This is a genomic window from Zhouia spongiae (assembly GCF_022760175.1).
In the GTDB taxonomy this organism is placed as follows: Bacteria; Bacteroidota; Bacteroidia; order Flavobacteriales; family Flavobacteriaceae; genus Zhouia; species Zhouia spongiae.
In genome coordinates this window covers 2,275,819-2,301,264 of sequence record NZ_CP094326.1, presented here as the reverse complement: position 1 = coordinate 2,301,264, position 25,446 = coordinate 2,275,819, and the positions used below count along the sequence as shown (strand labels likewise).

Sequence of the window (25,446 nt, the reverse complement as noted above, 5' to 3'; positions counted from 1 at the left end):
AAGCCCACGATACTCTCAACACACCAGCAGTTGCACTCTTTCATACAAGATCCTTTACTCGATAATCGAAATTTATATGCTCCGACGCTTGCCCTTGTGAAATGTTCCTAAAGGAATTTCATTGGACTTGTGCCCTTGTGAAATAGTCCTGACGGAATTTCACAGGGCTTGCGTCGAAATGTTTTGCCATGCACCGCCGGCTCCATCGCTAAAAAGGGCTACCAGACCTTTTCCTTACGCTTGGCCCTCTCGTGGACTTTTACTCATTTAGGACAAGCCGGCTCTGTCACATCAATTCCTCATCGACTACTCTTACAAACAAAAAAAGCGCCTCTGTAACCGAAGCGCCTTCCATTATCATTCTTTATTTTATATTTTATCAATCGTTATCGAGATAATCAGGAATCCCATCCCCATCTGTATCATCTACTTCTCCATCCGGCCCGAAAGCACCGGTCTCATTGTTCCTAACATCGTATTCATTCTTGGTTAATGTACCATCACCATCATCATCCGGATCCATAAAATTAGGGCTAGCACTCAATCGTGTATACCCGTTTTTCAACTCCCATTCAAGGTCGGTATTATCATCATACAAATATTCATTCTCGTTCAGATCTTCTAAAGAAGACGGAATTCCGTCCCCATCGTGATCAACGGCCAACCTCATCCCCAACATATCTATCTGGAACATAATAGGGCTGTAAGCAGGTATAGCGGCTCGGGCGCTTCCAAAATAGGCGAGTCCTGACGGCATAATGACAAGTCCGATACCATAATCATTATTAAAAGTAATGGTTCCGTCTCCATTTTCGGTAAATCCAGACCCTTTTTTCAACTCTACAGCACCACTATAATATCCTCTTACCAAATTTGGCAAACTTTGCCAGGTGGGCACATCTCTCGAGTCAAATCTGCTTCCATTTAGAAGCTTTCCATCATACCTTACCAATGCAGAATCTGCTACTGTTAAAGTCTCCTCAACCGCTGCTCCTTTTCTTACTATCAGAGTATATAACTTGTGAGCGACAGCTGCTTCATCCGGATCCGGAGCATGCTCTACAATCTTTATTTTTAGCTTCTCCGTCATCTCCATCATAGGAGTTTTATCGGCATTCTCACCGGCTATTGTATCGATCTTAACCTTATAATCGAAGCCTGCAGGCGGATTTGCAAACTCCTCATAATTATAAAAGTGTGTCTCCAGAAAAGCCACTATGGCTGCATCATTCTCATCAGCTACTTCCTGAGGGTCTCTTAACTCAACATCAGTTCCCCCGTCGTCATCCTTATTACATGAAAATATAATGGCTGAAAGTATTAGTAAAACAGATAGTTTACGTATCTTCATATTCTTCGATATTTTAAAGCTCGCAAGATAGTATTTTCTTGTATTTTTGCTTGAAGCATTAACGAAATTTTTTGTTTCCTATGAGGATTGACAAGTTTTTATGGTGTACACGGTATTACAAAACAAGAAATCAAGCCACCGAAGCATGTAAAAAAGGGCATATCAGAATTAACGGACAGCCTGTAAAGCCTTCCAGGGAAGTTTTTCCTACCGACAAACTGATCGTCCGGAAAAATCAGATCGCATATCAGCTTACTGTTCTGGATATCCCTCCCAACAGGGTCGGGGCTAAACTCGTAGACATTTACCGGCACGATACCACTCCGAAAGAAGCCTTCGAACACGTAGAACTACTCAAACATGCTAAAGAGCATTACCGTAAAAAAGGTGCCGGAAGGCCTACCAAAAAAGACCGCAGGGATATAGAAGGTTACGTTAATACTGATACAGGACATGAAACTGAATAAGGATTATTGGGAAAACCGCTACCAGACTAAGGCAACACAATGGGATATCGGATACATTTCCACTCCACTACAAACATATATAGATCAGTTAACAGACAAGAATCTCAGCATCCTGATTCCCGGAGCCGGAAATGGCTATGAAGCCGAGTACCTGTTAAACAAAGGATTTAAGAATGTGTATGTAGTCGATATCGCTGAAACCCCGCTCCAAAACATCCAAAAACGGGTAAAAAAAATCCGTTCAGAACAACTGATCTGTATTGATTTTTTCGACCTCGACTTAAAATTCGATCTGGTTCTGGAGCAAACATTTTTTTGTGCCCTCGCTCCGGAATACAGAAAATCATATGCCAGGAAAATGCATGAACTTTTAACACCTGAAGGTAAAATAGCCGGATTGCTTTTCGCCTTTCCGCTAACCGGTGACGGGCCACCCTTTGGTGGAAGTGAAAAAGAATACAGAACTGTCTTTTCTCCATATTTCAAGATAAAAACACTTGAAACATGTTTTAACTCGGTAAAACCACGTTTGGGTAACGAACTGTTTTTTATTTTTGAAAAAAAATAGCAGCCCATAATAATAATGACATATGACAACTACTCAGAATAAAATATTAGGACACGACGAAATTCAGCATAAAATCAAACGTATCGCATACCAGATATACGAAACATTTGTTGAAGAGGATGAGATCGTTATTGCCGGTATTGCCAATGGCGGTTTAGAATTTGCCAGAAAAATACAGCATACTTTCAATGATATTGCCGATATAAAAACAACATTATGCGAGGTAAAAATAGACAAACAGAACCTGCTTGCCCCTATTTCTACAAGTTTGGACAAATCAGCTTATGAAAATAAAGCCCTGGTATTAGCCGATGATGTCTTAAACACCGGAGGCACCCTCATCTATGGTGTTAAACACTTTTTAGAGGTTCCGTTAAAAAAATTCAAAACCGTGGTTTTAGTTGACCGGAATCATAAAAAGTATCCAATAAAGGCTGATTTTAAAGGCATATCCCTTTCTACCTCTCTACAAGAACATGTAGAGGTGCTTTTTAAAGAAGGGGACGACGCTGTATGCCTACACTAAGGTTTTCCGGATTTCTCCGGAAACTCCTGCTACAGATTTACCATCTACAGCAACAATATGTTTTGCCCGTAAATAATAAAAATTACGCTCAAACAAATGCTTTTTTATAAACTCGGGCAATTCTTCCTCATCCAGATCTTTTATCAGGGGTCTATGATCCTTTTCTTTCATCAACCTGTCTACCAGTATATCGACAGAGGCCTTTAAATAATAAACATTTTCCGTAGCATCAGATATCACATCCATATTGCGGCCATAACATGGTGTCCCTCCGCCTAACGAAATGACCTTGTTTTTTTGACACTCCAGTACCTCTTTCAGATAATCCCCTTCTTTCTTTCTAAAATAGATTTCTCCTTTGGTTGAAAAAATTTCAGGAATAGACATTCCTTCTTTTTTTTCGATAAAATCATCGAGGTCCAAAAATTCCAAGGTGGTATCTTTTGCCAAAAATTTACCCACAGCAGATTTCCCCGATCCCATATATCCAAGTAATACAATATTCATTTCTACAACAATTAATTAAAATACAGTACTTTAAATATTACGCCTGCAAAAAAAAGCAAATTTATATTAAAAATGGCTTGAAAAATAAATTATACGTCTTATATTTGCACCCGCATTCAGGGAATGCTTTTAATGACTCGGTAGCTCAGTTGGTAGAGCACAACACTTTTAATGTTGGGGTCCTGGGTTCGAGCCCCAGCCGGGTCACTAAGTTTTTTTTAGTGTCAGTTATTACTGACACTTTTCAGACTCGATAGCTCAGTTGGTAGAGCACAACACTTTTAATGTTGGGGTCCTGGGTTCGAGCCCCAGTCGGGTCACTAAAAAAGTTGAGCTAATGCTTAACTTTTTTTATTTTTGATATGCTTGAATTGCCCATGTGGTGAAATTGGTAGACACGCCATCTTGAGGGGGTGGTGTCCGTAAGGACGTGCTGGTTCGAATCCAGTCGTGGGCACACTAAAAAATCTTGAGCAAAAGCTCAAGATTTTTTTGTTTATAAACTTCCGCTTAAATCCAATTCGGTAAAATTCTCGTCAATAACCATTGTTTGCCACCCGTTAATTTTTAAATGGTCGAGCTGTATGGTCTGATTGTCCAACTGGATATTCCTGATCTCAAACGGCAATCCATGAATCTGAATCTTAAAGCGCTTATAAGCTGCCTTAAAAGTTCCTTCCTTATGCTGCTGAATGATCAGCTGGTCTTTTCGGCCCGTCAGCTTAAAGGTTCTTAAACTGAATCGTCCTTTCGTATAATCATATCCGTCGTGAGCATCATCAAAAAACTGTGAATTCTCTTTTCCTTTCTTATAATAAATATCCAAGGTAACCTCCTCGATGTCTTTTTCTCCCACATATTGCTGAACCGGATATTTCGGGATAACAGCCCCTTCCTTAACAAAAATCGGCATGCTGTCTATGTCTGCATCTACCCACATCTCTTTCCCTCCTTTAACAATCTCATCTGTCCAGAAATCATACCATTTACCCCGGGGTACGTACATCCGCCTTCCCTTTGCATTAGGTTCCAAAACCGGACAAGCCAGAATATGCTCCCCGAATATAAATTCATCCGTACGATAATGAGTATGCATATCTTCCTGGTCAAACATCACCAACGACTTAACCAATGGCGTTCCTTTTTCAACATAGTTCCAGAATGCTGTATAGAGATATGGCAACAACTGATAACGGAGTTCGATAAATTTCTTCACGATTACCGTAACATCCTCATCAAAAGCCCAAGGCTCCTGATGCCCGTGATCTCCTGAAGAATGCACCCTGAAAAACGGATGAAAGATTCCCAGCTGTATCCATCTTGTAAACAACTCCCCATGCGGTTGTTCTGCAAATCCTCCAATATCACTTCCGGCAAACGAAAACCCGGACATAGCCATTCGCTGCACCTGGATATTGGCAATCCACAGATGCTCCCAGTTAGCTATATTATCGCCTGTCCACGTTGAAGTATATCTTTGAGTACCCGAATAAGCTGCCCTGGTAATCACAAAAGGCCGTTTAGGGTACGAGAACTTTTTTAATCCCTGATAGGTAGCCCTGGCCATCTGCATCCCATAAACATTATGAGCTTTGCGGTGACTGCAATAGTTACCATCATAATTATGCCTTACATCATTCGGAAAGGTCTTATTCGGAACCTCCATAACTGCAGGCTCGTTCATGTCATTCCAAACCCCCTTGATCCCTATATCTTCAATAAGTCCCTTAAACAGATCAGACCACCACTCCCTGACTTTTGGATTTGTAAAATCCGGAAAATAACATTCACCCGGCCAAACCTTACCCTTCATATAAGGCCCGTCTGCCCTTTTACAGAAATAATCATTTTCCAGACCTTCCTTAAATACCCAGTAATCTTTATCTATCTTAATTCCCGGGTCTATAATAGCAACGGTTTTAAAGCCTTCCTCCTCCAGTTCCCTAACCATCCGCTTCGGATCGGGAAAATACTCTTTATTCCATGTAAAACACCGAAATCCATCCATATAATCTATATCCAGGTAAATAGCATCACAAGGAATCTGTAGCTTCCGGAATGTGCCTGTAATCTCCTTTACTTTACTTTCTGGATAATAACTCCATTTACACTGATGAAATCCTAATGCCCATAGCGGCGGTAACTGATGGGGTTTTCCGGTCAGATCCGTATAATACTCAACCACATCAGTCATTTTAGGTCCGTAAATGAAGTAATAGTTCATTTCTCCTCCCTGTGCCCAAAAACTGGTTACATTTCTTCGCTCCTGAGCGAAATCGAAAAAGGACCTGAACGTATTATCGAAAAAAACACCATAAGCCTTCTTATTTATCAAACCGGTATAAAAAGGAATAGCCTTATAAATTGGATCTGTATTCTTTCCATATGCATAGGAATCGGTTACCCAGTTCTCATACCTTTTCCCTTTAAGGTTTAAATGATTCGGTTTATCTCCCAATCCATAATAACTCTCACCATCCTGAGAAACCTTGCTCATTTTCACTATATCGCCGCCATGTTCGTAACTCTCCTCCCAGTGAAAACCCAATTCATCTTCATTTATCAACTCTTGTGTAGCGGCATCAAACAACCGGATCTTCAGGTCCACCTTAGATACTTCACAAATTAACTTTGCAGTAGAAATCACAAAAACCCCTTCCTTTTCATCTATTTCCAGCTTGTTGTACCCCCTATTTGCATATTTGGTAATAGCATACGAAAAATCGTTGGCAAAAATTCCGGTAGTGGAATATCTAAATCGCAAAACACTATCTCTTATAACTTTAATCTGAAGCGCTACATCATTCTCTGTAGTAAAAAGAAGTGTATCAACATCCTTGTCCAGAGATACTATTTTTGAAGGGAAGACATTCCCTTTATATTCTAATTCAGTATTTGTTATCATATAAAATCATATTACTCCAGATAAACCATCCCTGAACCTGCCCGGTGAAATTTCTTTTGAAAATATTTCATAAGGACGAGTTCACAAAGTACCTGAAAAACTAAAAACATTTCGACACAACCAGATAATTATCCGGACTTATCATTTAAACCTCTATTACAAAACCAATCACCTCGGGGAAAGCCCGCGAGAGGGTCAAGCGTAAAGAAAAGGTCTGGTAGACCTTTTTAGCGATGGAGCCGGCCCGCGCTTGGCAAAACATTTCGATGCAAGCTCTGTGAAATTCCGTCAGGAGTATTTCACTAAAGCAAGTCCCGGAGCTCCCGGTAGCAATACGGGATAAATCTCAATGACCGAGTAAAGGAACACAATAGCAATGACATTTAAAACATTATAAATGAATATATTCCTCTATTGTACAGCTAAAACGTTTTAGTTAATCCGAATATTTAAAAGCTACCATTGCCAATGGCGGCAATTTTATTTTTACAGAACATTCCCTATGATGCCAGGCAACCTTTTCAGCCACTAATAATCCATTCTTATACGCTCCTGTTCCCGAATAAACTTCAGAATCAGAATTAAAAATTTCCGAAATCCTTCCCATTACCGGCAATCCTATACGGTAGTGCTCATGGGGAGTAGGCGTAAAATTGCAAACAACGATCACATTTTCTTCCTGACAGTCTCCTTTTCTTATAAAAGAAATCACTGAATTTTCAGCATCTCCGTAATCTATCCATTCAAAGCCTTCATTCGAAAATTGTTTCTGATATAAGGCCGGTTCACTTGTGTATAACCGGTTCAATCCTTTTACCAATTTCTGAATACCTTTATGCACATCGTACTGCAACAAATGCCAGTCAATACTTTTCTGAAAGTCCCATTCATCATTCTGACCGAACTCGTCTCCCTGAAACATAAGCTTGGTACCCGGATGCATAAACATATAACTATATAAAAGCCTGAGGTTCGCGAACCGCTGCCATTCATCACCCGGCATCCTCCCCAGAATAGAACGTTTTCCATGCACCACCTCATCATGCGACAAGGGAAGCATAAAGTTCTCTGTAAATGCATAGGTCATCGAAAATGTTATATTATTTTGATGATAACTCCTGTGGATCGGATCTTTGGCAAAATATTGCAATGTATCGTGCATCCACCCCATCATCCACTTCATTCCAAAACCCAGTCCTCCTAAAAATACAGGTTTGGAAACACCCTGATAAGCTGTTGATTCTTCTGCTATGGTCTGTACATCCGGAAAAGAAGCATAAACCTCTTTGTTTAATTCTTCCAGAAATGAAATAGCTTCCAGATTTTTATTTTCCCCATAAATATTGGGTTCCCATTCACCCTCGTTACGCGAGTAATCAAGATAGAGCATTGAAGCCACGGCATCGACCCGCAAACCGTCTACATGATAATGGTCCAACCAAAAGATAGCGTTGCTGATAAGAAACGACCTCACTTCATTTCTACCGTAATTAAAGATCAGGCTTTTCCAGTCCGGATGATATCCTTTACGCTTATCGGGATGTTCATAAACATGAGTCCCGTCAAAAAGCCCCAGACCATGGTCATCTTCAGGAAAATGAGAAGGTACCCAATCCAGGATAACCCCTATATCGTTCTTATGAAGCTCATCAACCAAATATTTAAATTCTTCCGGATAGCCAAACCGCGATGTGGGTGCAAAATACCCTGTTACCTGATATCCCCAACTCGGGTCAAACGGATACTCCATAACAGGCATCATTTCTACATGGGTAAAGCCCATTTCCTTTACATAGGCAACCAACTCTTCAGCCAATTCAAAATAAGAAAGCGCCCTGTTCTCGGATACCTTTTTCTTCCACGATCCCAAATGCACCTCATAAACCGAAAACGGTGCCTGTAACGCATTATGATCTTTTCGTTTTGTCAACCAGGCAGCATCATTCCATTTGTAATCATCATCCCAAACTACCGATGCTGTTTTCGGCGGATGCTCACACCTTCTGGCATAAGGGTCTGCCTTTTCAGTAACTGTACCATTATTAGGACCATATATCTTGTACTTGTATAGATTTCCTTTCCCGACACCAGGCACAAAACCTTCCCAAATACCACTACCATCCCAGCGAACGTGAAGCTGATGCGCTGTGTCTTGCCAGAAATTGAAATCTCCAATAACAGAAACTTTCAGTGCTCCCGGTGCCCAAACCGAAAAATATGTACCCGTTATACCATCAACGGTTATGCTATGAGATCCGAATTTCTCATACAACCGATAATGTTTCCCGGCCTTGAATAAATTTATATCGAATTCTGTAAATAAACTATAGGGTGTAACTCTTGCCATATTATCCTATTACTGTGCCATGAGGAATGACAGCTTCTTTTTTAAGAACTACGATCCCCTCTTTTACTACATATGATTCTGTCTCCTGGTCTTCCAAATGTTCCCCCCCGTTGATAGTAACATTATCTCCGATCCTACAGTTCTTTTCAATGATCGTGTTCGTTATTTTACAATTTTCGCCTATCCCTGCTAAAATGGAGATGTTCCTCTTTTCTATTTCTTCTAAAGACTCATAAAAATCGGTTCCCATCATATAGGTCTTTGTAATTACAGATCCTTTCCCGATCCTCGACCTTATTCCTATTACCGACGATTCAATTTTGTCCGCTTTGATAATGCATCCTTCGGCGACTACCGATTTAACAAGACTCGTTCCTGAAATCTTTGAGGTCGGAAGAATTCTGGCCCTGGTATAAACCCTTTGTGCTACATCATACAAATTAAATTTTGGAAGGTCGTCGGTCAGTCCTATATTGGCTTCAAAAAAAGATTCAATGTTCCCTATATCGGTCCAATACCCTTCAAACTGGTAACTACATACCTTGCGCTTTCCGATTGCCTGAGGAATTATTTCTTTACCGAAATCAACTGTAGACTTATCCGCCATCAAATCGACCAGCAATTGCCTGTTGAAAACATAGATCCCCATCGATCCCAGATAATGCCTCCCTTCCGCTTCCATTTCGGCTCCCGTAGGGGATGTCCATTCAGGCAATAATCCGGAATTGGGTTTTTCAATAAAGGAAGTGATATTATTAGTGGCATCCGTCTTCATTATTCCAAAGCCCGGAGCTTCTTTAGCATTAACCGGAACTGTCCCGATAGTAATATCCGCTCCTGTATCTATATGCTGCTTCACCATTAAATTATAGTCCATATGATACAACTGATCGCCTGATAATATCAAAAAATAATCAAACTCATTTTTAAGAAAATGATGCATTCCCTGTCTTACCGCATCAGCAGTACCCTGATACCAGGTTTTATTATCCGGGGTCTGCTCAGCAGCTAAAATATCTACAAACGCAGAGCTGAAAAAACTAAAATGATATGTGTTTTTTATGTGCCTGTTCAACGATGCTGAATTAAACTGAGTTAACACATACATCCTTTTGATGTTTGAATTAATACAGTTTGAAATAGGGATATCCACCAAACGGTATTTACCTGCTATTGGCACAGCCGGTTTAGATCTACTCCCAGTTAGCGGATAAAGCCTGGTTCCCTGACCACCTCCTAAAATAACGGATAATACTTTTTCGTTGAACATAATTATTCTGGATTTAGTGAATTATACAAATCGAGGTATTGCCTGGCAGACATATCCCACGAATGGTCAATCCGCATAAGCTGCTTCCTGTTCTTTTTATATACCATCGGCTGCTCATTATAAAATCTCACAGCACGTGCAATAACATCAGTGATTTCAGGCAAGGACACCCGATCGTGACAAAAACCAAAACCTCCATCATCTATATCGATTACCGTATCCTTTAACCCTCCTATGCTTCTTACTATCGGAATAGTACCATACCGGAGTGAATACATCTGGTTCAGGCCACAGGGCTCTACCCGCGACGGCATCAAAAGGAAATCTGCACCTGCATAAATGATATGAGACAACTTTTCATCGTAACCAATAAAAGCATTGTAACTTCCATCATACTTTTCCTTCAGAGCATTCAACCTGTCTTCTGTTTCCTGATGCCCGGATCCTAAAATAAGAAAATTACAATTATTTTCAGGCAATACAGCATCAATAACCTCAGGCAAGAGATCAGCTCCCTTTTCACCTACCAGTCTTCCTATAAAAGCAAATAACGGCTTTGAAATATTCAGCCCGAATTCCCTGCAAAGCCATCTTTTATTATCCTTTTTTCCTGATTGTACTATTCTCGACACATAATTCTTAACGATGAATTCATCTGTTTCAGGGTTCCATACCTCCGTATCGATCCCGTTTAATATTCCCATACATTTTTGATGTTCATGGCTGAGGAGGCTTTCCAGGCCATTGGCCGAACGCTGCAATTCTTCCATATAGCTCGGCGATACCGTTGTTACCTTCCATGCACACTTAATACCGGCCGCCAAAGGATTTATTTGTCCATTCCAATCCAATAACCCAACTTTTGAAAAATCAAAAGAAGGAATATGACCTACTTTATCATGAGAGAACCAACCCTGGTACTGGGCATTATGGATCGTTAACACTATGGGAATCTTATTCAGTTTCTTGTACTTATAACTTTCCTGTGCCATAAAAGGGATCAATCCTGTGTGATGATCATGGCAATGAATAACTGACGGCCTTTCACTGAATGTTAGCATCCAGTCCATAAATGCTATTTGAAAAGCCAAAAAGCGGTCTGTATCATCATAAGAATACACATAGTCTCTATACAACAATACCGGGATATCTATGAAAAGGACTTCAAAGCCCAGGAAGTTTCTTTTTAATTTGAATATCTCATAATCATACACCTGACCTCCCATCGATAATACATCCTTGTAAACAGATTCGAATTTGTGCTCAGAGGTAAATTTATTGCTATAAAACGGCATCACCACTTTAGCATCGACCCCAAGCTCTTTCTGATATTTTGGCAAGGCTCCTACCACATCTGCAAGACCACCAACTTTAGCTACAGGATAGCATTCTGCACTTACATGTATAACATTCATAAAAAGATCATCGTTTAAGTTAAAAGATTCCGATTAGATGAATCCGAAACACCTACGAACCTTTACAGATCATATTTGTTCCTTATAAATGTAATAAAATAAAAGTGTTAACATTGATCTTTTTAGTACCCACAGCAATCACCACAGGTCATAAACATCTATAAAACAGCGTTTAACACAAAAAACAATCGACTAAAAAAACAATCAGATAACATTTTTATAATATAAAGTTATATCAACATACGACATACATCATCTGTAGCCCGCAAACCGGACTAACCTGTATACCAACATAACATTTTATCAAAACATTGTAATTTATTAATTTTGTTTGACTTTTGTATAAAAATAATGAACGGTACTAAACAAACTTTCAGCATCAAAGACCTTGAAAACCTTTCCGGTATTAAGGCTCATACCATTCGTATTTGGGAAAAAAGATATAAGCTATTATCTCCTAAACGCACCGGAACCAATATCAGGTACTACACTTTGGAAAGCCTGCAAAAACTACTTAACGTATCTTTTTTATATAACAACGGGTATAAAATCTCCAAAATTGCCGATATCAATGAAGAAAAAATACCTGTCCTGGTTAAGGAGATCCTCAACAATGACAGATCGGCAAATGACTATATGAATAAATTTAAACTGGCCATGATCAATTTCGACCAGTCTCTTTTTTATCATGCCTATAACAGTCTACTCAACCAAAAAAGCTTTAGAGAGATCTTTAACGACATTTTCATCCCTCTTCTGAATGAAATCGGCCTGTTATGGCAAACCAATACAATAACACCTGCTCAGGAGCATTTTATATCGAACCTTATTAAACATAAAATCCTGGTCAATACTGAAAAGCTTTATCAGGAGCAACCGGCGAACGATCAAATCTTTGTCCTTTATCTGCCTGAGAATGAGATCCACGAAATCGGGTTGTTATATCTTAATTACGAACTGAATTTACACGGGTATAAATCTATCTATCTCGGGCAAACGGTACCTCTTGAAAGCCTGAAAGACATTACCGACAGCTATAGCGAAGTTACTTTTATATCTTATTTTACCGTTGAACCCAAAGCCGAAAAGCTAAATGAATACCTCAAAAGGTTTAATAAAATACTCGAAAACAAACCGGAACTATGGTTGCTGGGAAAGCAAATCCTGAACATCAATCAAAGTAAATTGCCAGTTAACATCAAAACCTATAAAACTATCAAAGACCTGTTGTCCATACTATAATTTTTTTATCGTGTTTATTTTTGTTTAACTTTTTACTATATTTGTTAGACATGAATAAAAAAATTGCAATTATAGGCTCTGGATTTTCCTCTTTGGCTGCATCCTGTTATCTAGCCAAAGCAGGGTATAATGTTTCTGTTTTTGAGAAGAATGCTCATTTAGGGGGAAGAGCAAGACAATTAAAAAAAGAAGGATTCACCTTCGATATGGGACCTACATGGTATTGGATGCCTGATGTATTCGAACGTTTTTTTGGTGATTTTGGTAAAAAACCTTCCGATTATTATTCACTCGATAAACTTGACCCTGCATACCAGGTTTATTTTAACAAGTATGAATCCATCAGCATCGGAAATACGCTGGAGAAAATATGTGAAGCTTTTGAGCGACAAGAAAAAGGAAGTGCCGGGAAATTAAAAAAGTTCATCAAACGGGCTGAAGAAAACTACAAAGTGGCCATCACAGACCTTGTCTACAACCCCGGAGTATCTCCACTCGAACTCATAACTCCTGAAACAATAAAAAATATCGGCCAGTTTTTCAATACCATTAAATCAATGGTAAGGAAAGAATTTAAAAACAAACAGCTAATACAGATTCTGGAATTCCCTGTATTATTTCTGGGCGCCAAACCATCGGCCACACCCGGTTTCTATAATTTTATGAATTACGCTGATTTCGGACTTGGCACCTGGCATCCGGAAAAAGGCATGTACAGTGTCATTGAAGCCATGGTAAATTTGGCCGTATCATTGGGTGTCGAAATACATCTGAATAAAAAAGTAACTTCAATCCATGTAAAGGATCAGGTAGCCGGGGGACTTTTCTTTGATAAAGATTTTACAGCAGCCGATATCATCTTAAGCGGAGCAGATTACCATCATACAGAAACACTCCTCCGAAAAGAACACAGAGGGTACTCAGAAGGTTTTTGGCAAAAAAAGACCTTTGCTCCTTCATCTTTGTTATTCTATGTAGGATTTAACAAAAAGCTGAAAAACATTGCCCATCACACACTCTTTTTTGATGTAGACTTCGATCTGCATGCCAAAGCTATATACGATGATCCCAAATGGCCCGAAAATCCATTGTTCTATGCCAGCTTCCCTTCGGTGACAGACAATAGCTTTGCCCCCGAAGGCAAAGAATCGGGTACTTTTCTGGTTCCCCTTGCCCCGGGTTTAAACGATACCGACGAATTAAGAGCATATTATTTTGAAATTATAATGTCCCGTTTTGAAAGTGTAACCGGGCAAAATGTAAAAAACGACATCCTGTTCAAAGAATCATTCTGTGTTAATGATTTTATTAAAGATTACAATTCATACAAGGGCAATGCCTATGGACTGGCAAATACGCTGACACAAACCGCTTTTCTCAGACCTAAACTAAAAAGCAAAAAAATAAAGAACTTATATTTTACAGGACAATTAACAGTTCCCGGGCCGGGAGTACCTCCTTCGCTCATTTCAGGGAAACTGGCGGCAGATCTCATAAACAAACATCATAAATAATTTACAATGAAAGCCCTTTTTGATACCGTTTCATATGCATGTAGTAAACAGGTTACGCAAACATACAGCACCTCTTTCTCATTAGCCGTAAAAATGTTGGCCCCTTCTATCCGACAGGATATATACAATATTTATGGGTTTGTCAGGTTTGCCGATGAAATTGTAGATTCTTTCCATAGTTACGATAAAGAATCTCTATTCAATAGATTTGAAACCGATTTAAACAAAGCCCTCGAAAACAGAATAAGCCTAAATCCCATCCTGAATGCTTTTCAGCATACCGTACATAAATACAATATCGGTTATAAACTCATCGATGCATTTATGAACAGTATGCGCTTAGACCTGACAAAGCAGACATATAATCATCGACAAGAATACAACGCCTACATATACGGATCGGCAGATGTAGTCGGACTGATGTGCTTAAAAGTATTTGTAAAAGGGAATGAAGATAAATACAACCGACTTAAAGATGCAGCTCAATCCCTGGGTTCCGCTTTTCAAAAAGTAAACTTCCTGAGAGACTTAAAGGAAGACACTGAAATACTAAACCGCTCATACTTTCCAGAAGCCAATAACTCTTTTAACAATATTGTAAAAAACGGGATCATAGAAGAGATCGAAGTCGATTTTTTAAAAGCCTACAAAGGGATATTACTGCTTCCAAAAGAAGCTAAGTTTGGGGTATACACCGCTTATCGATATTATAAAAAGCTACTCGACAAATTAAAAAAAGCTCCGGTTACTCAAATTCAATCCGGAAGGATCCGGGTTCCTAACTATCAAAAATTTGGCTTATTAGCCAAATCTTATGTAAATTATAAACTGAACCTTTTCTAAAAAAATACATCATGCATACACTTATTTGGATCGGAGTGTTTTTAGCCACTTTTTGTATCATGGAATTCATGGCCTGGTTTACACACAAATATATCATGCATGGTTTCCTATGGTCGCTGCATAAGGATCATCATAAAAAAGACCACGATTCATGGTTTGAACGCAACGACTCTTTTTTTCTTTTTTATGCAGCCATCAGTATCATTTTATTTTACTTATGGAGCTACAAAGGGTTATGGATAGGACTCCCCATCGGACTGGGTATTTTCTGCTACGGATTAGCCTACTTTCTGGTACACGATATATTCATACATCAACGATTTAAAATTTTCAAAAAAGCCAGCAACAGATACACTAAAGCTATTCGGAGAGCTCATAAAACACACCATAAACACATTAATAAAGAAGACGGTGAATGTTTCGGAATGCTATGGGTTCCTTTTAAATACTATAAAGAAGCGAAATAGATTATGAAAAGTTTATATCTGATTGTCGATCTGGCATCGGTTTCCGTGCCGTTTATTTTTAGCTTCCATCCGAAAATCAAATTCTTTAAAAAATTCAAGCCGCTTCTAACCGGAATCCTGCTAACCTTATTAGTCTTTATTCCGTGGGATGTTTATTTCACAAAATCAGGGTACTGGGGCTTTAATCCGGATTATTTAACCGGTCCTGAATTAATAGGGCTTCCTATAGAAGAATGGCTGTTTTTTATCTGTATACCATTTGCCTGTATCTTCACACATTTTTGCCTGACTAAATTCTACCCATCAGTTAAACTGGGTATAAAAACAACCAGATACATCTCTTTCCTGATCATATTAATATCCATGATCTTATGCCTTATCTATTTTAACCGCTCATACACAATAGTAAACTACAGTTATGCCGTTCTACTTATTGGCTTTACGCTTATAAAATATCCTGAAATACTCCAACAATTCTATCTTACCTTTTTAGTGATCCTGATCCCGTTTTTTATTGTAAACGGATTGTTAACCGGAAGTATGATTGAAACGCCTATAGTCTGGTATGACAATGCTGAGAATATGGGAATCAGGATGTTTACCATCCCGGTAGAAGACAGTATGTATGCATTTACCATGCTACTCACCTGCTATCTCCCTGTTCACTGCTTCAGTAAAAAATCTAATTGATCTCTGACCTGCTGACTATTCCAATCAGCAGCACCGGTTTTATCGATCACGATCCTGCCTTCCTTATCGATCAAATAGGTTGCAGGTATTGATCTCGAAAATAATTCGGCCGGTATCGAAGAACGTTCATAATATACGGGAAACGTATATTTATGCTCTGACATAAAATTTTCTACGGATGCTTTCTTATCACTGGTAACAAACAAAAAGTTCACCTTATCGCCATACGAATCATAGAGAGCCTGCATGCTGGGCATTTCGGCTATACAGGGCGGACACCAGGTTGCCCAGAGATTCACCAAAACAACTTCTCCTTTCATTTGTTCGAGATTTTCAATATCGCCGGTCACCGCATCCTCCAGCCTCCAGTTGTAATCGGTAAGTAATTTTCTGTCATCTGCATCTATAATACCCGGACTAAATGCTATGAAACGATTCACCCACACTTTAACAGCAGTACCCACAGGTGTAAACAATATTACAACTATAACAACCAAAAATACCAGGTTCGAAACCTGTCCCTTCTTTAACTTCATTACTTTACCATTAAAAACATATATTCTAATTGTTCGAAAGTACACTTTTAAGCTTACAGTCATATTAAAATTTATCTTAAAACTTTCCCTGCATATCACGTATTAAGAAGGCCCGGAAAAGATGAAAAATTATAACCGAAAACTTAAAGACAAACCAATTTGTATCAGTATGAATAAAAAAACTCCTTGCTACATTACATAACAAGGAGTCTTGTATTTAAAAATATATTTATTAAGCTTCGCCTGCAGCAATTAAGTTAAGCGCAGAACCGGCTTTAAACCATTCAATCTGACTATCGTTATAAGTATGATTAGCAATAATCGTATCTTTTGTTCCGTCTGCGTGAACCACTTCAAGAGTAAGTGGTGTTTCAGGAGCAAAACTTTCAAGATCTACAAAGTTGAACGTATCATCTTCCTGGATCTTATCGTAATCTGCTTCATTAGCAAATGTCAGAGCCAACATCCCTTGTTTCTTAAGGTTTGTTTCGTGAATACGTGCAAAAGACTTTACTAATACTGCACGAACCCCTAAATGACGCGGCTGCATTGCGGCATGCTCTCTCGATGAACCTTCTCCGTAGTTATGATCTCCCACAACCAAAGTCGGCACTCCGGCAGCCTTGTATTCACGTTGTACGTCCGGAACTCCGCCATACTCACCAGTTAACTGATTCTTTACAAAATTAGTCTTCTGGTTAAAAGCATTCACGGCCCCTATCAAGGTGTTATTGGCAATATTATCCAGGTGACCACGGAAACGCAACCAAGGTCCGGCCATAGAAATATGATCTGTAGTACACTTCCCGAATGCTTTGATCAACAGCTTCGCTCCTGTGATATTTTTACCATCCCACGGCTTGAAAGGAGACAATAACTGTAAACGCTCAGATGACGGGCTTACAGCTACCTGAACTCCGCTTCCATCTTCGGCGGGCTGGATATATCCGGCATCTTCCACCGCAAAACCTTCAGGAGGCAGTTCATACCCTCTTGGCTCATCAAGCATTACCTCTTCTCCATCTTCATTAATAAGCTTATCTGTAAGCGGATTAAAGTCCAGTCTTCCGGAAATCGCTATTGCCGTTACCAGTTCAGGGGAACCGACAAAAGCCAATGTATTTGGATTACCGTCTGCTCTCTTGGCAAAGTTTCTGTTAAAAGAGTGAACGATGGTGTTTCTGTCCTTATCTTCACTGCTACCGCCATAACGGTCCCACATACCTATACATGGCCCGCATGCATTAGCAAATACAGTAGCTCCGATCTTGTCGAAAGTATCAATAAAACCATCGCGTTCTATAGTATAGCGAACCTGCTCAGAACCCGGAGTAATAGTAAAGTTTGATTTTGTTTTCAACTTTTTATCTGCAACCTGTTTCGCCAAAGACGCTGCTCTTGATATATCTTCATACGAAGAGTTTGTACAAGACCCTATAAGACCGTATTCAACCCTTAAAGGCCAGTCATTCGCTTTAGCAGCATTTTTCATCTCCGATATAGGAGTCGCCAAATCCGGAGTAAACGGTCCGTTTAAATGCGGCTCTAACTCAGAAAGGTTAATTTCGATCACCTGATCGAAATATTGTTCGGGGTTCGCATGCACTTCAGGGTCTGCTGTTAGATAATCTTTAACCGCATTTGCTGCATCGGCAACATCTGATCTGCCTGTAGAACGCAGGTAACGATCCATTGAATCGTCGTACCCGAAAGTTGAAGTTGTAGCTCCTACTTCAGCCCCCATATTACAGATAGTACCTTTACCTGTACATGACATAGACTCAGCTCCTTCTCCAAAGTATTCTACAATTGCCCCGGTACCACCTTTTACAGTTAATATCCCGGCAACTTTAAGAATCACGTCTTTTGGTGCGGTCCATCCCGACAACTTACCGGTTAGTTTAACACCTATTAATTTTGGAAACTTTAATTCCCACGGCATACCGGCCATAACATCTACAGCATCTGCTCCACCAACACCGATGGCTACCATACCTAATCCACCTGCATTAACCGTATGTGAATCGGTACCGATCATCATCCCTCCGGGGAACGCGTAGTTTTCCAGTACGACCTGGTGAATGATCCCCGCTCCCGGTTTCCAGAAACCGATTCCATATTTATTTGAAACTGACTCCAGAAAGTCAAAAACCTCGTTACTGGTCTCGTTTGCTCTTTTTAAATCTGCTTCTGCCCCTACTTTGGCCTGAATCAAGTGATCACAGTGAACTGTTGTCGGCACAGCAACCTTTGGTTTTCCGGCATGCATAAACTGCAACAACGCCATCTGTGCTGTAGCATCCTGACATGCAATTCTATCAGGTGCAAAATCAACATAATCCTTACCACGAACAAAAGCCTTGTTCGGCTTCCCGTCCCACAAATGTGAATACAATATTTTTTCTGATAGCGTTAACGGCTTGCCTGTTATCTCACGAGCTTTATCAACTCGCTCGGCCATGTTCTCGTAAACGCTCTTAATCATTTCAATATCAAAAGCCATATATACTTGAATTTTAGTTTGAAAGTGTAGCAAAAATACGAAAAACAGCAGAGTTTTTAAAGTTTAAAACAAAACATTCAATAAATGATTTTTTATGCAATAAAAAGTGATTTTTAAGGCTTTTTTTTATCAATTTAATAAAATCAATACAGCTATTTTATGGTAAACATAAAATAAGCACTTTCAAATGTTAATGTGTAATTTTTAAGGATTCTATTTAACGGAAAATATGGTAAAAAAAGAGCAACGAAAACGTTATAGCCATTAAAAAATCGACCTTACGATTTCATCTACAGACAAACCTTCTGCCTCCGCTTTATAATTTTTAATCACCCTGTGTCTTAAGATCGGTAAAGCCACCGCCTGAACATTTTCAATATCGGGAGAGTACTTTCCATTGATCACTGCATGTGACTTAGCCGCTAAAATTAAATTCTGAGAAGCCCTGGGTCCTGCTCCCCAATCGACATAATTTTTCACTATCTCCGGAGCCAGTTCAGAATCAGGACGCGTTTTCCCTACCAGTTTCACGGCGTATTCAATTACATTATCGGCTACCGGCACCCTTCTGATCAGGTGTTGTATTTCGACAATTTCATCGGCATTAAAAAGTGTATTCACATGAACATTCTGATCTATCGTAGTAGATTTCACAACAGCTACTTCTTCCTCATAAGAAGGATACTTCAGCTCTATGGCAAACATAAAACGATCAAGCTGAGCTTCAGGCAGCGGATAAGTACCTTCCTGTTCTATCGGGTTCTGAGTCGCTAAAACAAAATATGGCAATTTAAGATCGTAATGCTGTCCTGCTACCGTCACTGCTTTTTCCTGCATCGCCTCGAGTAATGCCGATTGTGTTTTGGGTGGAGTCCTGTTAATCTCGTCTGCCAGAATAATATTGGCAAAGACAGGTCCCTTTATAAATTTAAACGTCCTGTTATGGTCAAGAATCTCACTTCCGATAATATCGCTGGGCATTAAATCGGGAGTGAACTGAATACGTTTAAAATCTAATCCTAGTGTTTTAGCGATGGTATTCACCATCAGGGTCTTCGCCAGACCGGGAACTCCTATAAGCAATACATGCCCGCCTGAATAAATAGCCAGTAAAATCTCATCTATTACATGCCGTTGTCCGACGATAACCTTCGAAATCTCGTCCTTCAGAACCTGATGACGCTCAACTAAGTTATTTACTGCTATGGTATCAGACATAGAGAACCTTATTTTTTAAGCCAATTGTTTGTAAAATCACAGCCTTTAAAATCCGATCCTACGCTTATATATGTATCCTTTATCTTTTCATCCATCCACTTCTTAATCGTCTCCAGCTGTTTATCTTTAAGGGCCAGATCCTGTATCTTCAGATAGTCTTGTGAAAAATCAGCCGTATGCGATGGATAGCGGTTAATTACTTTTACCAGTTTGTATACGATTCCCGAACGGGTGTCTTCCATCAATGGCTGTGAAATTTCTTCTCCTTGCAAATTAACGATCTGGCTGTATATCCTGGAATCCATCTTGGTCAGTTCAAAACGCGTACTGAAATCAACCGGGTTTCTAAGTACCCCGCCATCAAACCTGGTTTCTTTCTCATCCGAAAAATTCCTTGCTGCATCCTGGAAAGTAAATTCACCGTCTAATATCTTAGAGCGAATACTGTCTAATTCTGCTTTTGCCTCCTCTCTGGCATCGTCCGATATTTCCGGTCGTATTAAAATATGACGCGCATCTACTACCTGCCCCCTTATTTTTTCTACCTTTAAAATATGCCATCCGAATTCCGACTCAAAAGGTTCTGAGATTTCTCCTTCGGGGGTGCTGAACGCTACATCCTTAAACTCCTTTACAAACGAATCTTTTTTAGAGAATGAATAAAACCCCTGATTTTCGGTCTTACCAGGATCGTCTGAATACAAGGTAGCCTTGATAGCCATACTCGCCCCGTTTTCTTCAATATCCCTTTTGATTTCTTTCAGGCGATTAACAGCCTTTTGAACCGATTCCCTGGTTGGTTTCGGTTTCTTGACTATCTGGGCTACTTCTACCTCATCTCCAAAAACCGGTCGTTCATCTTCCGGTATACTGTTAAACCATATTCTAACCTCTTCCGGGGTAATTTCCATCTCCTCCAGAATCTTGGCACGCATTCTTTGCGAAAGCATTCCCATTTTGGTAATCTCAGTCAGCTCATCACGGAAAGTCTGCTCATCTTCCATATTGTAATAATTGAGCAACTTATCCATCGAACCGATGGCATTTACCAGATAATCAATTTTACCCTGCACTTCCTGGCTTATTTCAGCATCAGAAACAACTATACTATCCTGAATGGCCTGGTGCGCATATAGCTTATCTTCCATCAGTTTTCCTAAAACCTGGCACTTCGTAATTCCATCCGTAGGAATCCCCTGTGTTTCCATATCGATAAAACTCTTATCAATATCAGATTCCAGAATAACGAAATCTCCTACCACCGAAGCTACACCGTCTATTTTGATCCTTTTGTTTTTTACCGTAGGAACGCTAACACTGTCGCTTGATATTTTTGTTCCAGCATTATTTTCGGTTTGTAAACTGTCTTCTTGTGCCAATAACCCCTGGCTCACTATCATCATTACTCCCAAAAGCGCAATACGTATCTTACTCATAAATCTTATATTGTTTCTTTTTATAGGCCTCATCGATAAGGTCTTTTTCTAATCTTCTTATAAATTCCAGTTTCCTTTTGTTCAGAAGGATCTGTCTTAACGTAGGTTCTATATAACTCAACGGCGACATATCGTTACGCTCAAGAACATCGTTCACAGCCACCAAATATACCCCTAAAGAATCAGTTAACTGAATTTTTTGTGATTTTTTTAAATATTCGTTTTTGTTTTCTGAAGTTATCACCGGAATTTTTTGTATAACATCCGAAACCTTAACCCATGCGGAGTCATTTAACGAAAATGACTTGAACTGGAGCGACTGCCCGTGTAAAAGTTTTCGGTCTTCGGCATCAAACCTGTTAAACCGCTCTTTTAGTTCATCGATCTGGTTATAATCATTTGGCACGCTCACATAACGTAGTTGTATCAGCTCTTCATTCAGTTTAAAATTGTCTTTGTTCTGCTGATAATATTGCTCTAATTCTCCTTTGGTTATTGCCGTATCCATCGATTTGGTCACCAAAGCTTCCTTATAAGCGTTTATATACAGGTCTGCCCGATACTGGTTAACAAGTTCTTCAAATGCTAGGGTTTTATCTTCAGGGAGGTTTATCCGGGCCTTCTGTAACAACAGCTTTGTCGTTGCCCAGTTATTAATATAATTCGTTACTATGTTTATACTATCCTCAGCGGAAAGGTTCTCTCCTACAAGACCTCTGATATCCTTCTCCAGCAAATAATCATCATTTACTTTGGCTATGATAGTCCCTTCTTCTTCTTTCCGTAAAAATTGACAGGAGGCTGTAAGCAAAAGAATTGTAAAGAGCGTTATGGCTTTTAACCTGTTCATCATCATCAAAAATTTTATCTCTAATATCGTAACTTTAAGCCCTTTATGCTATTTAACACACTTAAATTTGTCTTAAATAACGAAGCCGCTATCACACAAGATAAAGTTAAGCAGGCCGGGGGCTCACAAATTTAAAAATTAAAACCTTCCGCACAAGTCTTCTGAAGATTTTAGATATTTGTAAGCAACCCTGATATAAAACACATGCGAACACTAAAGTTAATATGGGATTTTAAAGGTCCGGCCGCACAAAAAACAGCCGAGCACCATGTTATTCACCTAAAGGAATACCTGGCCATCGAAAGCATCCCCTTTCTGAAAGCTGCTACCGAGTTGCTTTCTGAAATGCATTCAACAGCTTATGTTGCCGTCGATGAAGCATATATGAAAAAAATCCGCGATGATTTAAAACCTCATCGCGGACAATTATATACTGAATAACATTTTTTATTGCTAACTCAAGGGAGCTCCGTAAAGGTCGAAATCGGAAGCTTCCTCAATTTTCACATCGATAAACTCGCCCACCCTAACATAATGTTTGGTTGCATCAATAAGCACCTCATTATCTACATCAGGTGAATCAAATGCTGTTCTTCCGACAAAATGGGTTCCTTCTTTTCTATCGATAATACACCTGAACGTTTTTCCGATCTTCTCCTGGTTCAGTTCCCAGGAAATCTGCGATTGGATGTCCATGATCTCTGCTGCCCGCTGCTGCTTAACCTCCTCGGGAACATCATCTGTCAGCTTATAGGCATGTGTATTCTCTTCGTGGCTGTAAGTAAAACATCCCAAACGTTCAAACCTCATTTCCTTCACCCAGTCCTTAAGCGTCTGAAAATCTTCTTCTGTCTCTCCGGGATATCCCACAATCAAGGTGGTCCTAATTGCCATTTCCGGTACAGCAACTCTAAAATCCTGTAATAACCTGGTCGTTTTGGCCTGCGTAGTCCCCCTGCGCATCGATTTTAACATAGGGTCTGCTATATGCTGTAGGGGTATATCGATATAGTTACACACTTTCGGTTCTTCCTTCATCACCTCCAATACATCCATCGGGAATCCTGTCGGGAATGCATAATGCAAACGGATCCATTCGATACCATCTACCTTCACCAAGGCTTTCAGTAAATCGGCCAGACATCTTTTTTTATAAAGATCTAATCCGTAATAAGTAAGATCCTGGGCTATAAGAATAAGTTCTTTTACTCCTTTTTGGGCCAATTTCTCCGCTTCCTTTACCAGGTCCTCAACAGGTGTACTTTTATGTGCACCCCGCATTAAAGGAATGGCACAGAAACTACACGGCCGGTCACATCCTTCAGCTATTTTAAGATATGCATAATTCTTAGGGGTAGTCGTTAAACGCTCCCCTACCAATTCGTGCTTGTAATCAGCGCCGAGTGCTTTTAAAAGTACAGGCAGGTCTGAAGTGCCGAAATACTGATCTACATCGGGAATTTCCTTTTCCAAATCAGGCTTGTAACGTTCACTTAAACACCCGGATACAAATACCTTATCTACAATCCCCTCTTCTTTTTTCTGAACATATTCGAGTATCGTGTTAACACTTTCCTCCTTAGCATTGTTTATAAAACCACAAGTGTTTATAACAACAATGTTCCCTTCCTCTTCATGCACCACCTCTTTACCATTGGCTTTCAATTGCCCCATAAGCACTTCACTGTCGTACACATTTTTGGAGCAACCCAGGGTAACTACATTTATCTTGTTCTTTTTTAAAGACTTGGTTCTCATCGCTTTTTATTTGGAGTGCAAAAGTAAGGAAGAAAACTGAAACAATATCTATTTATGAATATTAGTATTCTTCCGGCCGTCAGCTCCTCTATAACACCCGTAAACCGTTTTCTACTTTCATATCCGTACTTAACAAGGTTACCTCTTTTCCATGAACAGCACCTATCACCAGGCATTCGCTCATAAAATTAGCAATCTGCTTTTTAGGAAAATTAACAACGGCAACCACCTGTTTACCCAACAAGCTTTCCTTATCGTACAATCTGGTTATTTGTGCTGACGTTTTACGCCGGCCTATTTCGGGACCGAAATCTATAAACAACTGATAAGCCGGGTTACGCGCTTCGGGGAAGTCTTTTATTTCCAATATGGTTCCGACACGCATCTCTACCTTTTCAAAATCACTCCAGGTTATTTCCATACTCTTTTTTTTGTAAAAATAGCCTTCTTTAGATTATTTAAAAAATCGATTCAATTAATTTGGATATGATTATTCACGCAGAAGATCATCTTATAGCGCTTCGGTACATCCTTCTTCCTTCGCTATCCCAATTAAAACTTTCCCCTGGTCCTGCCCTTTTCCATATAGGCATGAGCTTCTGTAATTAAACTTAATGAAAAAACTTTATCTATATAAACAGGCAGTTTTCCTTGTCTCATCAGTGTCACCAGATTCAACAGCACTTCCTTCTCAGGTTTTACGGCTACAAATTTCGCCCGCCTGTACAATAACAATTCTTTGATCATATTCAATGCGGGGGTCTTCCGATGTAAATCCCTTTCGGATTAAGGAGGCGTCTTGTTTCTTTATAAGACTTTGTCAAAACAACATCAAAGATTACATCAAACTTCTTATCTGATTTTGTAAAATCTTCATTTCTATAATCAATAGTATGATCAGCCACCAGCTTTTTGCACAGAGACAAGTTGTTTGTACTTGAAACACTTGTAACTTCCGCCCCACAGGCTTCGGCTATCTGAATCGCAAGATGCCCACCACCACTGCTGCTGCCATTGATCAATACGTTATTTC

The 25,446-nt window shown here is 39.6% G+C and carries 24 protein-coding genes and 3 tRNA genes; 12 read left to right on the top strand and 15 right to left on the bottom strand.

Annotated elements, in window-relative coordinates; translation table 11 throughout:
• Positions 1-379 precede the first annotated feature (379 nt).
• Positions 380-1,351: an FKBP-type peptidyl-prolyl cis-trans isomerase gene (locus tag MQE36_RS10065; RefSeq protein WP_242935849.1), complete on the bottom strand. Its 972-nt coding sequence runs from the start codon at positions 1,349-1,351 to the stop codon at positions 380-382.
• A gap of 80 nt (positions 1,352-1,431) precedes the next feature.
• On the opposite strand from MQE36_RS10065, the gene MQE36_RS10060 reads away from it, so the two are divergent.
• The 3 genes from MQE36_RS10060 to MQE36_RS10050 are packed head-to-tail and all read left to right on the top strand — an operon-like array spanning position 1,432 to position 2,912.
• Entirely contained in the window at positions 1,432-1,818 is a 387-nt protein-coding gene (locus MQE36_RS10060) for an RNA-binding S4 domain-containing protein (protein WP_242935848.1), read from the top strand.
• Positions 1,805-2,386 carry a methyltransferase gene (locus MQE36_RS10055; protein ID WP_242935847.1) on the top strand — a complete coding sequence of 194 codons (582 nt, stop codon included), beginning with the start codon at positions 1,805-1,807 and terminating at the stop codon, positions 2,384-2,386. The genes MQE36_RS10060 and MQE36_RS10055 overlap by 14 nt, the downstream gene beginning before the upstream one ends.
• Before the next feature lie 22 nt (positions 2,387-2,408).
• Positions 2,409-2,912 (top strand): phosphoribosyltransferase family protein, encoded by a 504-nt coding sequence (locus MQE36_RS10050; protein ID WP_242935846.1) that lies wholly within the window; start codon positions 2,409-2,411, stop codon positions 2,910-2,912.
• Here the strand turns inward: MQE36_RS10050 and MQE36_RS10045 are convergent.
• Complete coding sequence (locus MQE36_RS10045; RefSeq protein WP_242935845.1) at positions 2,904-3,419, bottom strand: shikimate kinase; 516 nt, start codon at positions 3,417-3,419, stop codon at positions 2,904-2,906. The two genes, MQE36_RS10050 and MQE36_RS10045, sit on opposite strands and share 9 nt — an antisense overlap.
• Positions 3,420-3,553: 134 nt before the next feature.
• On the opposite strand from MQE36_RS10045, the gene MQE36_RS10040 reads away from it, so the two are divergent.
• The 3 genes from MQE36_RS10040 (at position 3,554) to MQE36_RS10030 (ending at position 3,876) form a co-directional block, all read left to right on the top strand.
• Positions 3,554-3,626, top strand: a tRNA-Lys gene (locus MQE36_RS10040).
• A 40-nt stretch (positions 3,627-3,666) separates the two neighbouring features.
• A tRNA-Lys gene (locus MQE36_RS10035) sits at positions 3,667-3,739 on the top strand.
• Between the two features lie 53 nt (positions 3,740-3,792).
• A tRNA-Leu gene (locus tag MQE36_RS10030) sits at positions 3,793-3,876 on the top strand.
• Between the two features lie 39 nt (positions 3,877-3,915).
• Here the strand turns inward: MQE36_RS10030 and MQE36_RS10025 are convergent.
• The 4 genes from MQE36_RS10025 to MQE36_RS10010 form a co-directional block, all read right to left on the bottom strand.
• Positions 3,916-6,324: a glycoside hydrolase family 31 protein gene (locus MQE36_RS10025; RefSeq protein ID WP_242935844.1), complete on the bottom strand. Its 2,409-nt coding sequence runs from the start codon at positions 6,322-6,324 to the stop codon at positions 3,916-3,918.
• Positions 6,325-6,760: 436 nt separating this feature from the next.
• On the bottom strand, positions 6,761-8,671 hold the full coding sequence (gene glgB / locus MQE36_RS10020) for a 1,4-alpha-glucan branching protein GlgB (protein WP_242935843.1): 1,911 nt from the start codon (positions 8,669-8,671) through the stop codon (positions 6,761-6,763).
• Between the two features lies 1 nt (position 8,672).
• Positions 8,673-9,941 (bottom strand): glucose-1-phosphate adenylyltransferase, encoded by a 1,269-nt coding sequence (locus tag MQE36_RS10015; RefSeq protein ID WP_242935842.1) that lies wholly within the window; start codon positions 9,939-9,941, stop codon positions 8,673-8,675.
• A 2-nt stretch (positions 9,942-9,943) separates the two neighbouring features.
• Positions 9,944-11,356, bottom strand: a complete 1,413-nt coding sequence (locus MQE36_RS10010; protein WP_242935841.1) for a glycogen synthase — start codon at positions 11,354-11,356, stop codon at positions 9,944-9,946.
• A 351-nt stretch (positions 11,357-11,707) separates the two neighbouring features.
• Between MQE36_RS10010 and MQE36_RS10005 the strand changes: the two genes are divergently transcribed.
• Genes MQE36_RS10005 through MQE36_RS09985 form a run of 5 tightly spaced genes read left to right on the top strand, consistent with a single transcriptional unit; the run spans position 11,708 to position 16,112 of the window.
• Entirely contained in the window at positions 11,708-12,598 is an 891-nt protein-coding gene (locus MQE36_RS10005; protein WP_242935840.1) for a MerR family transcriptional regulator, read from the top strand.
• Positions 12,599-12,648: 50 nt separating this feature from the next.
• Complete coding sequence (locus MQE36_RS10000) at positions 12,649-14,112, top strand: phytoene desaturase family protein (RefSeq protein ID WP_242935839.1); 1,464 nt, start codon at positions 12,649-12,651, stop codon at positions 14,110-14,112.
• 6 nt (positions 14,113-14,118) lie between these two features.
• Complete coding sequence (locus MQE36_RS09995) at positions 14,119-14,955, top strand: phytoene/squalene synthase family protein (RefSeq protein ID WP_242935838.1); 837 nt, start codon at positions 14,119-14,121, stop codon at positions 14,953-14,955.
• 11 nt (positions 14,956-14,966) lie between these two features.
• Complete coding sequence (locus tag MQE36_RS09990) at positions 14,967-15,422, top strand: sterol desaturase family protein (RefSeq protein WP_242935837.1); 456 nt, start codon at positions 14,967-14,969, stop codon at positions 15,420-15,422.
• 3 nt (positions 15,423-15,425) lie between these two features.
• Positions 15,426-16,112 (top strand): lycopene cyclase domain-containing protein, encoded by a 687-nt coding sequence (locus MQE36_RS09985; protein WP_242935836.1) that lies wholly within the window; start codon positions 15,426-15,428, stop codon positions 16,110-16,112.
• Here MQE36_RS09985 and MQE36_RS09980 read toward each other — a convergent pair.
• The 5 genes from MQE36_RS09980 to MQE36_RS09960 all read right to left on the bottom strand — a co-directional run bounded on the left by MQE36_RS09980 (position 16,085) and on the right by MQE36_RS09960 (position 22,658).
• Positions 16,085-16,648: a TlpA family protein disulfide reductase gene (locus tag MQE36_RS09980; RefSeq protein ID WP_242935835.1), complete on the bottom strand. Its 564-nt coding sequence runs from the start codon at positions 16,646-16,648 to the stop codon at positions 16,085-16,087. The genes MQE36_RS09985 and MQE36_RS09980 overlap by 28 nt on opposite strands.
• Before the next feature lie 232 nt (positions 16,649-16,880).
• A complete protein-coding gene (locus MQE36_RS09975) occupies positions 16,881-19,151 on the bottom strand; it encodes an aconitate hydratase (RefSeq protein WP_242935834.1) in 2,271 nt (756 codons plus the stop codon).
• Positions 19,152-19,415: 264 nt separating this feature from the next.
• Positions 19,416-20,369 carry an AAA family ATPase gene (locus MQE36_RS09970; protein ID WP_242935833.1) on the bottom strand — a complete coding sequence of 318 codons (954 nt, stop codon included), beginning with the start codon at positions 20,367-20,369 and terminating at the stop codon, positions 19,416-19,418.
• An 8-nt stretch (positions 20,370-20,377) separates the two neighbouring features.
• Positions 20,378-21,805, bottom strand: a complete 1,428-nt coding sequence (locus tag MQE36_RS09965) for a peptidylprolyl isomerase (RefSeq protein ID WP_242935832.1) — start codon at positions 21,803-21,805, stop codon at positions 20,378-20,380.
• Complete coding sequence (locus MQE36_RS09960) at positions 21,798-22,658, bottom strand: peptidyl-prolyl cis-trans isomerase (RefSeq protein WP_242935831.1); 861 nt, start codon at positions 22,656-22,658, stop codon at positions 21,798-21,800. The genes MQE36_RS09965 and MQE36_RS09960 overlap by 8 nt, the downstream gene beginning before the upstream one ends.
• Positions 22,659-22,859: 201 nt before the next feature.
• On the opposite strand from MQE36_RS09960, the gene MQE36_RS09955 reads away from it, so the two are divergent.
• Positions 22,860-23,096, top strand: a complete 237-nt coding sequence (locus tag MQE36_RS09955) for a hypothetical protein (protein ID WP_242935830.1) — start codon at positions 22,860-22,862, stop codon at positions 23,094-23,096.
• Between the two features lie 12 nt (positions 23,097-23,108).
• Here the strand turns inward: MQE36_RS09955 and rimO are convergent, their stop codons facing one another.
• The 4 genes from rimO to MQE36_RS17075 form a co-directional block, all read right to left on the bottom strand.
• Positions 23,109-24,413, bottom strand: a complete 1,305-nt coding sequence (gene rimO, locus MQE36_RS09950; protein ID WP_242935829.1) for a 30S ribosomal protein S12 methylthiotransferase RimO — start codon at positions 24,411-24,413, stop codon at positions 23,109-23,111.
• An 88-nt stretch (positions 24,414-24,501) separates the two neighbouring features.
• Positions 24,502-24,834: a tRNA-binding protein gene (locus MQE36_RS09945; RefSeq protein ID WP_242935828.1), complete on the bottom strand. Its 333-nt coding sequence runs from the start codon at positions 24,832-24,834 to the stop codon at positions 24,502-24,504.
• Positions 24,835-24,965: 131 nt separating this feature from the next.
• Positions 24,966-25,160, bottom strand: coding sequence for a zinc-binding dehydrogenase (locus tag MQE36_RS16990; protein WP_278286559.1), 195 nt, complete (start codon positions 25,158-25,160; stop codon positions 24,966-24,968).
• 2 nt (positions 25,161-25,162) lie between these two features.
• A complete protein-coding gene (locus MQE36_RS17075; protein WP_423242459.1) occupies positions 25,163-25,435 on the bottom strand; it encodes a zinc-binding dehydrogenase in 273 nt (90 codons plus the stop codon).
• Positions 25,436-25,446: the final 11 nt, after the last annotated feature.